Raw genomic sequence first — 13,400 nt, 5'->3', positions numbered from 1 at the left:
TCCGGCCAGCGTCTGTTATTACCGGATACAGCGCCTGTAAACCTTATTCTTACTGTGATTGCAGCCTCATCGGTTGCAAAGCAACATCCTAAGCTTCCATAACACAAGCCATCCCGCTGCATATACGGTAAACTAAGTGCGATTTTGCATCAGGAAAGCGTCTATGAATCACTCCCTTAAAGCCTGGAACACCTTCGGTATCGATCAACAAGCTAATGTGCTTGTCTGTGCCGAAAATGAGCAACAACTACTAAATGCCTGGCAATCAGCCAATGCATCACATCATCCAGTGCTAATCCTGGGCGAAGGGAGTAACGTCCTGTTTCTTGATGCCTTCCATGGAACGGTGATCGTCAACCGTATCAAGGGAATAGCGATTACAGAACAACCTGATGCGTGGCATTTGCACGTAGGCGCTGGTGAAAACTGGCATCATCTGGTAGAGCATACGCTGCAGCAAAGCATGCCCGGACTGGAAAATCTGGCGCTGATCCCCGGCTGCGTGGGTTCATCGCCGATCCAGAATATTGGTGCCTATGGCGTAGAACTGCGGCGCGTCTGTGAATATGTGGACTGCGTAGAGCTTTCGACCGGCAAACATCTGCGCGTTAGCGCCGCAGAATGCCGATTTGGTTACCGTGACAGTATCTTCAAACATGAGTATCAGGATCGTTTTGCGATTGTAGCTGTTGGTCTGCGCTTACCTAAACAGTGGCAACCCGTTCTCACTTATGGTGACCTGACGCGTCTTGATCCTGCCACGGTAACGCCTCGGCAGGTTTTTGATTCTGTTTGCCATATGCGCACCACAAAACTGCCCGATCCAAAAGTAAACGGGAATGCGGGGAGTTTCTTTAAAAACCCGGTTGTCACCGCGGACATTGCGCAGGAGCTCCTGGTGAAATTCCCGACTGCACCTCATTACCCGCAGGCTGATGGCTCTGTGAAACTGGCTGCTGGCTGGCTTATCGATCAATGTCAGCTAAAAGGCATGCGCATTGGTGGCGCAGCGGTACATCAGCAGCAGGCACTGGTGCTGATCAATGCAGGCCATGCTACGAGTCAGGATGTGGTGCAACTGGCGCATCACGTACGCCAAAAAGTCGGTGAGAAATTCAATGTCTGGCTTGAACCGGAAGTCCGGTTTATTGGCCCACTGGGTGAAGTGAATGCCGTGGAGATCGTTGCATGAAGGATAATACCGTCCCCCTGACGCTTATTTCATTATTAGCCGATGGCGAATTTCACTCTGGTGAGCAACTCGGTGAAAAGCTGGGAATGAGCCGTGCGGCAATCAATAAACATGTCCAGACGCTACGTGACTGGGGTGTTGATGTATTTACTGTCCCTGGTAAAGGATACAGCTTACCTGAACCTATCCAGCTATTAGATTCATCACTTATTTATTCTCAGCTGGATGGCGGGAATATAACGGTCCTGCCGGTTATCGACTCAACCAATCAGTACCTTATGGATCGAATTGGTCAACTGGAGTCAGGGGATGCCTGCGTAGCTGAGTATCAGCAGGCCGGTCGTGGTCGTCGTGGACGTAAATGGTTCTCTCCCTTTGGCGCCAATCTGTACCTTTCAATGTTCTGGCGACTGGAACAAGGACCGGCAGCCGCGATTGGCCTGAGCTTGGTGATTGGTATTGTCATGGCTGAGGTTTTACGCGATCTGGGCGCGGATAAAGTGCGTGTTAAATGGCCCAACGACCTCTATTTGCTCGACCGTAAACTGGCAGGGATCCTGGTTGAACTCACCGGAAAAACGGGCGATGCCGCACAGATTGTTATTGGGGCGGGTATAAACATGTCCATGCGTCGGGTTGAGGAGAATGTGGTTAATCAAGGCTGGATTAATCTGCAGGAAGCGGGTATTACCATTGACCGCAATACTCTGGCTGCCCGACTTATCCGCGAGCTGCGCGCTGCCCTGGTACTGTTTGAGCATGAGGGCCTGGCGCCGTATTTGTCCCGCTGGAGGGCGCTGGATAACTTTATCGACCGCCCTGTTAAACTCATTATTGGTGATAAAGAAATATTTGGCGTATCTCGTGGAATAGATGCGCAAGGTGCATTGCTACTCGAACAAAATGGCGTGATAAAACCCTGGATGGGTGGGGAAATATCGCTTAGAAGCGCTGAATAATAAGAAGGGGAGCTATGGCTCCCCTTTATTTTTTTATTTTCGTAATCTGACTTGCTCAACGGCATGATTAGCGCTTTTCGTCATGATTAAGCTGGCTCGCTCACGCGTTGGTAAAATATTCTGTTTTAAATTCAACCAGTTGATTTCTTTCCACAGCGATGTGGCCGTGTTGATTGCCTCGTCTTCCGACAATTTCGCATAGTTATGGAAATAAGAGTCTGGGTTGGTAAATGCCCCTTCGCGGAATTTCAGGAAGCGGTTGATATACCACGTCTGGAGTAATTCTTCTGGCGCATCCACATAAATAGAAAAGTCGACAAAGTCAGAAACAAATACATGATGTGGATCGTGAGGATAGTCCATCCCGCTTTGTAATACATTGAGCCCTTCGAGGATTAATATGTCGGGCTGGGCAACGGTTTTGTCGCCATCAGGGATCACATCATAAATCAGATGAGAATAGACCGGTGCCGTAACGTTGGGGACGCCAGACTTTAGATCGGAAACGAATTTAACCAGACGGTGCATATCATAGGACTGAGGAAAGCCTTTCTTCTTCATGAGCCCACGATCTTTCAACACCTGGTTAGGATGAAGAAAACCGTCAGTAGTGATCAGCTCAACCTTACGATGCTCGGGCCAGCGACTCAGTAACGCTTGCAACACACGTGCAGTCGTACTTTTGCCGACGGCGACGCTGCCAGCAATGCTAATAATATAAGGAATACGCTCGCCGTTGGTGCCTAAAAATTGCTCCAGCACAGCCTGACGCCGCAGGTTCGAACTGATGTAAAAATTTAGCAAACGCGATAATGGTAAATAAATCTCAGCAACTTCTTCCAGCGATAAGTCTTCGTTAATGCCTTTCAGACGAGCAATCTCTTCCTCGGTCAGAGTCATCGGCACGGAATCACGAAGCGCAGCCCACTGGTTGCGATCAAACTGTAGGTAAGGCGACGTTAACGCTTGCTCTTTTATACTCATACGCATGGTCTGGCTGTCATTGCTATATCAGGTCTGCGGTAAAAAACGAAATCATCCCCGGTACGCAATGGCACGCACATTTCAGTTAATTTGGACAATGGGCAGGAGGGTAACACCAGATGGGAGGGAATAATAAGAAAAAATCGTCCCCTGAAGCGCAATGTGACGGCTATTCCAGATGTATAAAGATGCACTTTCTCTCTATTGATAACGGCATGCTGGAGCAAAATGCCTTCTGGGAGCGCGGCTGACGTTGGAAATTTGTTCAATTCGAAGAAGAAATAGATTATTTATCGGTCGTATAGCGCAAAATGTGAGCGATAGAACATTTTATGCAATTTTTTAGTTGCATGAGTGCGCATGTCTCCATAAAATGCGCGCTACTTGATGCCGACTTAGCTCAGTAGGTAGAGCAACTGACTTGTAATCAGTAGGTCACCAGTTCGATTCCGGTAGTCGGCACCATCAAGTCCGGTGGGGTTCCCGAGCGGCCAAAGGGAGCAGACTGTAAATCTGCCGTCACAGACTTCGAAGGTTCGAATCCTTCCCCCACCACCACTTTCTGGCAGCGTTATCGCCGCCTGAGTTGGTTAAAAAATTAATCAGCTCGAATAAAAAAGAGAGAAATCTCTTTTTTATTACAGAAAGAACTGGGTAGCCGAGTTTCAGGATGCGGGCATCGTATAATGGCTATTACCTCAGCCTTCCAAGCTGATGATGCGGGTTCGATTCCCGCTGCCCGCTCCAGACGTGCTGATATGGCTCAGTTGGTAGAGCGCACCCTTGGTAAGGGTGAGGTCCCCAGTTCGACTCTGGGTATCAGCACCACTTCACTTCTCCTTCCCGTTTCTCTCTGTTTACTTTTAAAAGCATTCAACAGCTCAGGCATATGGCCTGGTTGATGTGGTGATATCACCGATTTATCCGTGTCTTAGAGGGACAATCGATGTCTAAAGAAAAATTTGAACGTACAAAACCGCACGTTAACGTCGGTACTATCGGCCACGTTGACCATGGTAAAACAACGCTGACCGCTGCAATCACTACCGTACTGGCTAAAACCTACGGCGGTGCTGCTCGTGCATTCGACCAGATCGATAACGCGCCGGAAGAAAAAGCTCGTGGTATCACCATCAACACTTCTCACGTTGAATATGACACCCCGACTCGCCACTACGCACACGTAGACTGCCCGGGCCACGCCGACTATGTTAAAAACATGATCACCGGTGCTGCGCAGATGGACGGCGCGATCCTGGTTGTTGCTGCGACTGACGGCCCGATGCCGCAGACTCGTGAGCACATCCTGCTGGGTCGTCAGGTAGGCGTTCCGTACATCATCGTGTTCCTGAACAAATGCGACATGGTTGATGACGAAGAGCTGCTGGAACTGGTAGAAATGGAAGTTCGTGAACTTCTGTCTCAGTACGATTTCCCGGGCGACGACACTCCGATCGTTCGTGGTTCTGCTCTGAAAGCGCTGGAAGGCGAAGCAGAGTGGGAAGCGAAAATCATCGAACTGGCTGGCTTCCTGGATTCTTACATCCCGGAACCAGAGCGTGCGATTGACAAGCCGTTCCTGCTGCCTATCGAAGACGTATTCTCCATCTCCGGTCGTGGTACCGTTGTTACCGGTCGTGTAGAGCGCGGTATCATCAAAGTTGGTGAAGAAGTTGAAATCGTTGGTATCAAAGAGACTGCTAAGTCTACCTGTACTGGCGTTGAAATGTTCCGCAAACTGCTGGACGAAGGCCGTGCTGGTGAGAACGTTGGTGTTCTGCTGCGTGGTATCAAACGTGAAGAAATCGAACGTGGTCAGGTACTGGCTAAGCCGGGCTCTATCAAGCCGCACACCAAGTTCGAATCTGAAGTGTACATTCTGTCCAAAGACGAAGGCGGCCGTCATACTCCGTTCTTCAAAGGCTACCGTCCGCAGTTCTACTTCCGTACTACTGACGTGACTGGTACCATCGAACTGCCGGAAGGCGTTGAGATGGTAATGCCGGGCGACAACATCAAAATGGTTGTTACCCTGATCCACCCAATCGCGATGGACGACGGTCTGCGTTTCGCAATCCGTGAAGGCGGCCGTACTGTTGGTGCGGGCGTTGTTGCCAAAGTAATGAGCTAATTGCCGAATAACATTTGACGCAATGCGCAATAAAAGGGCATCATTTGATGCCCTTTTTGCACGCTTTCACACCAGAACCTGGCTCATCAGTGATTTTATTTGTCATAATCATTGCTGAGACAGGCTCTGAAGAGGGCGTTTAGTCCGAAACGCACCAGAGCATTTCGGTTTGGATCGCCTCGCTTACGCGGGGTGAAAATGTTTGTAGAATACTTCTGACAGGTTGGTTTATGAGTGCGAATACCGAAGCTCAAGGAAGCGGGCGCGGCCTGGAAGCGATGAAGTGGGTTGTTGTCGCTGTATTGCTGCTTGTAGCTATCGTTGGCAACTACCTCTATCGTGACATGATGCTGCCGCTGCGTGCGCTGGCCGTAGTGATTCTGATTGCCGCAGCGGGTGGTGTCGCGCTGTTGACAACAAAAGGTAAAGCGACCGTTGCTTTTGCCCGTGAAGCGAGAACCGAAGTCCGTAAGGTCATTTGGCCAACTCGCCAGGAAACATTGCACACCACATTAATTGTGGCTGCGGTTACCGCAGTAATGTCACTGATCCTGTGGGGACTGGATGGTATTCTGGTTCGCCTGGTATCCTTTATCACTGGCCTGAGGTTCTAAGATGTCTGAAGCCCCTAAAAAGCGCTGGTACGTCGTTCAGGCGTTTTCCGGTTTTGAAGGCCGCGTAGCTACATCGCTGCGCGAATATATCAAGTTACAAAATATGGAAGAGCTGTTTGGCGAAGTCATGGTGCCGACCGAAGAAGTGGTCGAAATCCGTGGCGGTCAGCGTCGCAAGAGCGAACGTAAATTCTTCCCGGGCTATGTATTGGTCCAGATGGTGATGAATGACGCAAGCTGGCACCTGGTGCGCAGCGTGCCGCGTGTGATGGGCTTTATCGGCGGTACATCTGACCGTCCGGCGCCGATCAGCGACAAAGAAGTTGATGCGATCATGAACCGTCTGCAGCAGGTTGGCGACAAGCCGCGTCCGAAAACGATGTTTGAGCCTGGTGAAATGGTTCGCGTTAGCGACGGTCCGTTCGCTGACTTTAACGGCGTGGTTGAAGAAGTGGACTACGAGAAGTCTCGTCTGAAAGTTTCCGTATCTATCTTCGGTCGTGCGACTCCGGTTGAACTGGACTTCGCTCAGGTTGAAAAAGCCTAACACCCCGATCAAAAAAGCGACGATTTAATCGTTGCACAAGGCGCGAGATTGGAATACAATTTCGCGCCTTTTGTTTTTATGGATCCTATCCGTAAAACGAATTTAATCACGGGGAGCCTCCTTGAGGCGTTATAACCCAACTAGAGGAATTTAGAATGGCTAAGAAAGTCCAAGCCTATGTCAAGCTGCAGGTTGCAGCTGGTATGGCTAACCCGAGTCCGCCGGTAGGTCCTGCACTGGGTCAACAAGGCGTGAACATCATGGAATTCTGCAAAGCGTTCAACGCTAAAACTGATTCCATGGAAAAAGGTCTGCCAATCCCGGTTGTTATCACCGTTTACGCTGACCGTTCTTTCACTTTCGTTACCAAAACGCCTCCGGCAGCAGTTCTGCTGAAGAAAGCGGCTGGTATCAAGTCTGGTTCTGGCAAGCCGAACAAAGACAAAGTGGGTAAAATTTCCCGCGCTCAGCTGCAGGAAATCGCGCAGACCAAAGCTGCCGACATGACTGGTTCCGACATTGAAGCGATGACTCGCTCCATTGAAGGTACTGCACGTTCCATGGGCCTGGTAGTGGAGGACTAAGAAATGGCTAAACTGACCAAGCGCATGTCCGTGATCCGTGACAAAGTTGATGCTACTAAGCAGTATGACATCAACGAAGCTATCGCTCTGCTGAAAGAGTTGGCCACTGCTAAATTCGTAGAAAGCGTGGACGTTGCTGTTAACCTCGGCATCGATGCTCGTAAATCTGACCAGAACGTACGTGGTGCAACTGTACTGCCGCACGGTACTGGCCGTTCCGTTCGCGTAGCCGTATTTACCCAGGGTGCAAACGCTGAAGCTGCTAAAGCTGCAGGCGCTGAGCTGGTAGGTATGGAAGATCTGGCTGAACAGATCAAGAAAGGCGAAATGAACTTTGACGTTGTTATTGCTTCCCCGGATGCAATGCGCGTTGTTGGCCAACTGGGTCAGGTTCTGGGTCCGCGCGGCCTGATGCCAAACCCGAAAGTTGGTACTGTAACTCCTAACGTTGCTGAAGCTGTTAAGAATGCTAAAGCTGGTCAGGTTCGTTACCGTAACGACAAAAACGGCATCATTCACACCACCATCGGTAAAGTGGATTTTGACGCTGACAAACTGAAAGAAAACCTGGAAGCTCTGCTGGTTGCGCTGAAAAAAGCAAAACCGACTCAGGCAAAAGGCGTGTACATCAAGAAAGTTAGCATCTCCACCACCATGGGTGCTGGCGTTGCCGTTGATCAGTCCGGTCTGACTGCGACTGTGGCGAACTAATATTCGCCTTTACGTGGGCGGTGATTTTGTCTACAATCTTACCCCCACGTATTCTGCTAATTGCAGACGTATATCTGAGATATTCAGGCTGTGGCAAGGCAGTCAACGCCACGACAGATTGAATAGCGACAGATAGAAAAGATTTGTTCGTTGGAGCCTGGCCTAATCCAGGCCTCCGTCGAAGACCGCAGGTGTTTCGTAAGAAACTTAATGCCCTGCGTAGACGGTGACAGAACGCTAAGATTATTTCTGATACTCTGGCTTGTTTCTGCTCACCGTATTTAGACGCTCTCTCCGTTGGGGGGAGTGAAGTGAGTTCCGGAACATGAGTTCCGGCAAACATCCAGGAGCAAAGCTAATGGCTTTAAATCTTCAAGACAAACAAGCGATTGTTGCTGAAGTCAGCGAAGTAGCCAAAGGCGCGCTGTCTGCAGTAGTTGCGGATTCCCGTGGCGTAACTGTAGATAAAATGACTGAACTGCGTAAAGCAGGTCGTGAAGCTGGCGTATACATGCGTGTTGTTCGTAACACCCTGCTGCGCCGCGTCGTTGAAGGTACTCAGTTCGAGTGCCTGAAAGACACGTTTGTTGGTCCGACCCTGATTGCATACTCTATGGAACACCCGGGCGCTGCTGCTCGTCTGTTCAAAGAGTTCGCGAAAGCGAATGCAAAATTTGAGGTCAAAGCCGCAGCCTTTGAAGGTGAGTTGATTACGGCATCGAATATCGATCGCCTGGCAACTCTGCCGACCTACGAAGAAGCAATTGCACGCCTGATGGCAACCATGAAAGAAGCTTCGGCTGGCAAACTGGTTCGTACTCTGGCTGCTGTACGCGATGCGAAAGAAGCTGCTTAATCGCAGTTATCTTTGTAAAGCATCTGCTTACGTATAAACTTATTCTGATTTTCAGGAACAATTTAAATGTCTATCACTAAAGATCAAATCATTGAAGCAGTATCCGCTATGTCCGTAATGGACGTTGTAGAACTGATTTCTGCAATGGAAGAAAAATTCGGTGTTTCTGCTGCTGCTGCTGTAGCTGTAGCTGCTGGCCCGGCTGAAGCTGCTGAAGAAAAAACTGAATTCGACGTAATTCTGAAAGCTGCTGGCGCTAACAAAGTTGCTGTTATCAAAGCAGTACGTGGCGCAACTGGCCTGGGTCTGAAAGAAGCTAAAGACCTGGTAGAATCTGCACCGGCTGCGCTGAAAGAAGGCGTGAGCAAAGACGACGCAGAAGCACTGAAAAAATCTCTGGAAGAAGCTGGCGCTGAAGTTGAAGTTAAATAAGCCAACTTTTCTGGTTGCAGCCTAAGAAATTAGGCTGATGGCTGGTGACTTTTTAGTCACCAGCCTTTTTGCGCTGTAAGGCGCCAGTAGCATTTCACACTGTTTGACTACTGCTGTGCCTTTCAATGCTTGTTTCTATCGACGTCTTAATATACTGCGACAGAACGTCAGTTCTGTGTAAATCGCAATGAAATGGTTTAAGCGTGATAGCAACAGGCATTGCGGAAAGTATTCGATTTTCCGGTCAACAAAATAGTGTTGCACAAACTGTCCCTTCGTCGGACAGATGGGTCGACTTGTCAGCGAGCTGAGGAACCCTAATGGTTTACTCCTATACCGAGAAAAAACGTATTCGTAAGGATTTTGGTAAACGTCCGCAAGTGTTGGACATACCTTATCTCCTTTCTATCCAGCTTGACTCGTTTCAGAAGTTCATCGAGCAAGATCCTGAAGGGCAGTATGGTCTGGAAGCAGCTTTCCGTTCCGTTTTCCCGATTCAGAGCTACAGCGGTAATTCCGAGCTGCAATACGTCAGCTACCGCCTTGGCGAACCGGTGTTTGACGTTCAGGAATGTCAGATCCGTGGCGTGACCTATTCCGCACCGCTGCGCGTAAAACTGCGCCTGGTGATCTACGAGCGCGAAGCGCCGGAAGGCACCGTAAAAGACATTAAAGAACAAGAAGTCTACATGGGCGAAATTCCGCTCATGACAGACAACGGTACCTTTGTTATCAACGGTACTGAGCGTGTTATCGTTTCTCAGCTGCACCGTAGTCCTGGCGTCTTCTTTGACTCCGACAAAGGTAAAACCCACTCTTCGGGTAAAGTGCTGTATAACGCGCGAATCATCCCTTACCGTGGTTCCTGGCTGGACTTCGAATTCGATCCGAAGGACAACCTGTTCGTACGTATTGACCGTCGCCGTAAACTGCCTGCGACCATTATTCTGCGTGCACTGAACTACACCACTGAGCAGATCCTTGACCTGTTCTTTGAGAAAGTTGTTTTCGAAATTCGTGACAACAAGCTGCAGATGGAACTGGTGCCGGAACGCCTGCGTGGTGAAACCGCCTCCTTTGACATCGAAGCTAACGGCAAAGTCTACGTCGAAAAAGGCCGTCGCATCACTGCGCGCCACATTCGCCAACTGGAAAAAGACGATATCAAACATATCGAAGTTCCGGTTGAATACATTGCTGGTAAAGTTGCGGCTAAAGACTACGTTGACGAATCTACTGGCGAGCTGATCTGCGCAGCTAACATGGAGCTGAGTCTGGATCTGCTGGCTAAGCTGAGCCAGTCTGGCCACAAGCGTATCGAAACGCTGTTCACCAACGATCTGGACCACGGTCCGTACATTTCTGAAACTGTACGCGTCGACCCAACCAACGATCGTCTGAGCGCGCTGGTAGAAATCTACCGCATGATGCGCCCTGGTGAGCCGCCGACGCGTGAAGCTGCTGAAAGCCTGTTCGAGAACCTGTTCTTCTCCGAAGACCGCTATGACCTGTCTGCGGTTGGTCGTATGAAGTTCAACCGTTCTCTGCTGCGCGACGAAATCGAAGGTTCCGGTATCCTGAGCAAAGATGACATCATCGAAGTGATGAAGAAGCTCATCGATATCCGTAACGGTAAAGGCGAAGTCGATGATATCGACCACCTCGGTAACCGTCGTATCCGTTCCGTAGGCGAAATGGCGGAAAACCAGTTCCGCGTTGGCCTGGTACGTGTTGAGCGTGCGGTGAAAGAGCGTCTGTCTCTGGGCGATCTGGATACCCTGATGCCTCAGGATATGATCAACGCTAAGCCGATTTCTGCAGCAGTGAAAGAGTTCTTTGGTTCCAGCCAGCTGTCTCAGTTTATGGACCAGAACAACCCGCTGTCTGAGATTACGCACAAACGTCGTATCTCTGCACTCGGCCCAGGCGGTTTGACCCGTGAACGCGCAGGCTTCGAAGTTCGAGACGTACACCCGACTCACTACGGTCGCGTATGTCCAATCGAAACGCCTGAAGGTCCGAACATCGGTCTGATCAACTCCTTGTCTGTGTACGCACAGACTAACGAATACGGCTTCCTCGAGACTCCGTACCGTAAAGTGACCGACGGTGTTGTAACTGACGAAATTCATTACCTGTCTGCTATCGAAGAAGGCAACTACGTTATCGCTCAGGCGAACTCCAACCTGGATGACGAAGGCCACTTTGTAGAAGATCTGGTTACCTGCCGTAGCAAAGGCGAATCCAGCTTGTTCAGCCGTGACCAGGTTGACTACATGGACGTATCCACCCAGCAGGTGGTATCCGTCGGTGCGTCCCTGATCCCGTTCCTGGAACACGATGACGCCAACCGTGCATTGATGGGTGCGAACATGCAACGTCAGGCGGTTCCGACTCTGCGTGCTGATAAGCCGCTGGTTGGTACCGGTATGGAACGTGCTGTTGCCGTCGACTCCGGTGTTACCGCAGTTGCTAAACGTGGCGGTACCGTCCAGTACGTGGATGCTTCCCGTATCGTTATCAAAGTTAACGAAGACGAGATGTACCCGGGCGAAGCAGGTATCGACATTTATAACCTGACCAAATACACCCGTTCTAACCAGAACACCTGTATCAACCAGATGCCTTGCGTATCTCTGGGCGAGCCGGTTGAACGTGGTGATGTGCTGGCAGACGGTCCGTCCACCGACCTCGGTGAACTGGCGCTCGGTCAGAACATGCGCGTGGCATTCATGCCATGGAATGGTTACAACTTCGAAGACTCCATCCTCGTATCTGAGCGTGTTGTCCAGGAAGACCGTTTCACCACCATCCACATTCAGGAACTGGCATGTGTGTCCCGTGACACCAAGCTGGGGCCGGAAGAGATCACCGCTGACATCCCGAACGTGGGTGAAGCTGCGCTCTCCAAACTGGATGAATCCGGTATCGTTTATATCGGCGCGGAAGTAACCGGTGGCGATATTCTGGTTGGTAAGGTAACGCCGAAAGGTGAAACCCAGCTGACGCCAGAAGAGAAGCTGCTGCGTGCGATCTTCGGTGAGAAAGCGTCTGACGTTAAAGACTCTTCTCTGCGCGTGCCAAACGGTGTTTCCGGTACGATTATCGACGTTCAGGTCTTTACTCGCGATGGCGTAGAAAAAGACAAACGTGCGCTGGAAATCGAAGAGATGCAGCTGAAGCAGGCGAAAAAAGACCTGTCTGAAGAACTGCAAATCCTCGAAGCTGGCCTGTTCAGCCGTATCTACGCTGTGCTGGTTTCCGGTGGTGTTGAAGCTGAGAAGCTCGACAAACTGCCGCGCGATCGCTGGTTAGAACTCGGCCTGACCGACGAAGAGAAACAAAATCAGCTGGAACAACTGGCTGAGCAGTACGACGAACTGAAACACGAGTTCGAGAAAAAACTCGAAGCGAAACGCCGTAAAATCACTCAGGGCGACGATCTGGCACCGGGCGTGCTGAAGATTGTTAAGGTTTATCTGGCGGTTAAACGTCGGATCCAGCCTGGTGATAAGATGGCAGGTCGTCACGGTAACAAAGGTGTAATCTCTAAGATCAACCCGATCGAAGATATGCCACACGATGCTAACGGTACGCCGGTAGATATCGTGCTGAACCCGCTGGGCGTACCATCGCGTATGAACATCGGTCAGATCCTTGAAACCCACCTGGGTATGGCTGCGAAAGGTATCGGCGATAAGATCAACGCCATGCTGAAACAGCAGCAGGAAGTCGCGAAACTGCGCGAATTCATCCAGCGTGCTTACGATCTGGGTTCAGATGTTCGTCAGAAAGTTGACCTGAATACCTTCAGCGATGAAGAAGTTCTGCGTCTGGCTGAAAACCTGAAAAAAGGTATGCCGATCGCAACGCCGGTGTTCGACGGTGCGAAAGAGTCTGAAATCAAGGAACTGTTACAGCTGGGTGGCCTGCCGACTTCCGGTCAGATCACACTGTTCGACGGTCGTACCGGTGAGCAGTTCGAGCGCCAGGTTACCGTTGGCTACATGTACATGCTGAAACTGAACCACCTGGTTGATGACAAGATGCATGCGCGTTCTACCGGTTCTTACAGCCTGGTTACTCAGCAGCCGCTGGGTGGTAAGGCTCAGTTCGGTGGTCAGCGCTTCGGGGAGATGGAAGTGTGGGCGCTTGAAGCATACGGCGCGGCATACACCCTGCAGGAAATGCTCACCGTTAAGTCTGATGACGTGAACGGTCGTACTAAGATGTATAAAAACATCGTGGACGGCAACCATCAGATGGAACCAGGCATGCCGGAATCCTTCAACGTACTGTTGAAAGAGATTCGTTCGCTGGGTATCAACATCGAGCTGGAAGACGAGTAACTCTCGATCAAACAGGTCACTGGTGCTGGCGTAACAGCCAG

11 protein-coding genes, 4 tRNA genes and 1 pseudogene are annotated in these 13,400 nt (G+C 50.4%); 14 read left to right on the top strand and 2 right to left on the bottom strand.

All coding sequences use genetic code 11. From position 1 onward, the window contains the following. The first annotated feature begins 163 nt into the window (after window positions 1–163). Both murB and birA read left to right on the top strand, forming a co-directional pair. Window positions 164–1,192, top strand: coding sequence for a UDP-N-acetylmuramate dehydrogenase (murB, locus tag HV037_RS22965; RefSeq protein ID WP_047414898.1), 1,029 nt, complete (start codon window positions 164–166; stop codon window positions 1,190–1,192). Then, a complete protein-coding gene (gene birA, locus HV037_RS22960) occupies window positions 1,189–2,151 on the top strand; it encodes a bifunctional biotin--[acetyl-CoA-carboxylase] ligase/biotin operon repressor BirA (protein ID WP_047498825.1) in 963 nt (320 codons plus the stop codon). Before murB ends, birA begins: the two co-directional genes overlap by 4 nt. A 33-nt stretch (window positions 2,152–2,184) precedes the next feature. Here the strand turns inward: birA and coaA are convergent, their stop codons facing one another. Continuing rightward, window positions 2,185–3,135: a type I pantothenate kinase gene (gene coaA / locus HV037_RS22955; RefSeq protein WP_003031107.1), complete on the bottom strand. Its 951-nt coding sequence runs from the start codon at window positions 3,133–3,135 to the stop codon at window positions 2,185–2,187. Window positions 3,136–3,436: 301 nt separating this feature from the next. Continuing rightward, window positions 3,437–3,505: pseudogene (locus HV037_RS24735) on the bottom strand (hypothetical protein); the annotation flags it as partial. A gap of 19 nt (window positions 3,506–3,524) precedes the next feature. On the opposite strand from HV037_RS24735, the gene HV037_RS22950 reads away from it, so the two are divergent. From HV037_RS22950 to rpoB, 12 genes are all read left to right on the top strand, one after another. Next, window positions 3,525–3,600: transfer RNA gene (locus HV037_RS22950), tRNA-Thr, on the top strand. Window positions 3,601–3,608: 8 nt separating this feature from the next. Next, a tRNA-Tyr gene (locus tag HV037_RS22945) sits at window positions 3,609–3,693 on the top strand. Between the two features lie 114 nt (window positions 3,694–3,807). Then, window positions 3,808–3,882, top strand: a tRNA-Gly gene (locus tag HV037_RS22940). A 5-nt stretch (window positions 3,883–3,887) separates the two neighbouring features. Then, window positions 3,888–3,963 (top strand) — tRNA-Thr (locus tag HV037_RS22935). A 118-nt stretch (window positions 3,964–4,081) separates the two neighbouring features. Continuing rightward, the gene (gene tuf, locus HV037_RS22930; protein ID WP_003031109.1) at window positions 4,082–5,266 is read left to right on the top strand and encodes an elongation factor Tu; all 1,185 of its coding nucleotides are present in this window, start codon (window positions 4,082–4,084) and stop codon (window positions 5,264–5,266) included. Between the two features lie 230 nt (window positions 5,267–5,496). Further along, entirely contained in the window at window positions 5,497–5,880 is a 384-nt protein-coding gene (gene secE, locus HV037_RS22925) for a preprotein translocase subunit SecE (protein WP_003033128.1), read from the top strand. Between the two features lies 1 nt (window position 5,881). Continuing rightward, window positions 5,882–6,427 carry a transcription termination/antitermination protein NusG gene (nusG, locus tag HV037_RS22920; RefSeq protein WP_003033125.1) on the top strand — a complete coding sequence of 182 codons (546 nt, stop codon included), beginning with the start codon at window positions 5,882–5,884 and terminating at the stop codon, window positions 6,425–6,427. A 155-nt stretch (window positions 6,428–6,582) separates the two neighbouring features. Beyond that, window positions 6,583–7,011 carry a 50S ribosomal protein L11 gene (gene rplK, locus HV037_RS22915; RefSeq protein WP_003033122.1) on the top strand — a complete coding sequence of 143 codons (429 nt, stop codon included), beginning with the start codon at window positions 6,583–6,585 and terminating at the stop codon, window positions 7,009–7,011. Window positions 7,012–7,014: 3 nt separating this feature from the next. Next, entirely contained in the window at window positions 7,015–7,722 is a 708-nt protein-coding gene (gene rplA / locus HV037_RS22910; RefSeq protein ID WP_016155300.1) for a 50S ribosomal protein L1, read from the top strand. Between the two features lie 358 nt (window positions 7,723–8,080). Further along, window positions 8,081–8,578 (top strand): 50S ribosomal protein L10, encoded by a 498-nt coding sequence (rplJ, locus tag HV037_RS22905; RefSeq protein ID WP_005132895.1) that lies wholly within the window; start codon window positions 8,081–8,083, stop codon window positions 8,576–8,578. A gap of 66 nt (window positions 8,579–8,644) precedes the next feature. Then, a complete protein-coding gene (gene rplL / locus HV037_RS22900; protein WP_000028882.1) occupies window positions 8,645–9,010 on the top strand; it encodes a 50S ribosomal protein L7/L12 in 366 nt (121 codons plus the stop codon). 320 nt (window positions 9,011–9,330) lie between these two features. Further along, window positions 9,331–13,359 (top strand): DNA-directed RNA polymerase subunit beta, encoded by a 4,029-nt coding sequence (rpoB, locus tag HV037_RS22895; RefSeq protein WP_003033111.1) that lies wholly within the window; start codon window positions 9,331–9,333, stop codon window positions 13,357–13,359. Window positions 13,360–13,400: the final 41 nt, after the last annotated feature.

It is taken from the genome of Citrobacter sp. RHBSTW-00017, assembly GCF_013797615.1.
GTDB lineage: Bacteria > Pseudomonadota > Gammaproteobacteria > Enterobacterales > Enterobacteriaceae > Citrobacter > Citrobacter braakii.
Note: the sequence above shows the minus strand (reverse complement) of the source record. Positions and strands in the feature narration are given on the sequence as shown.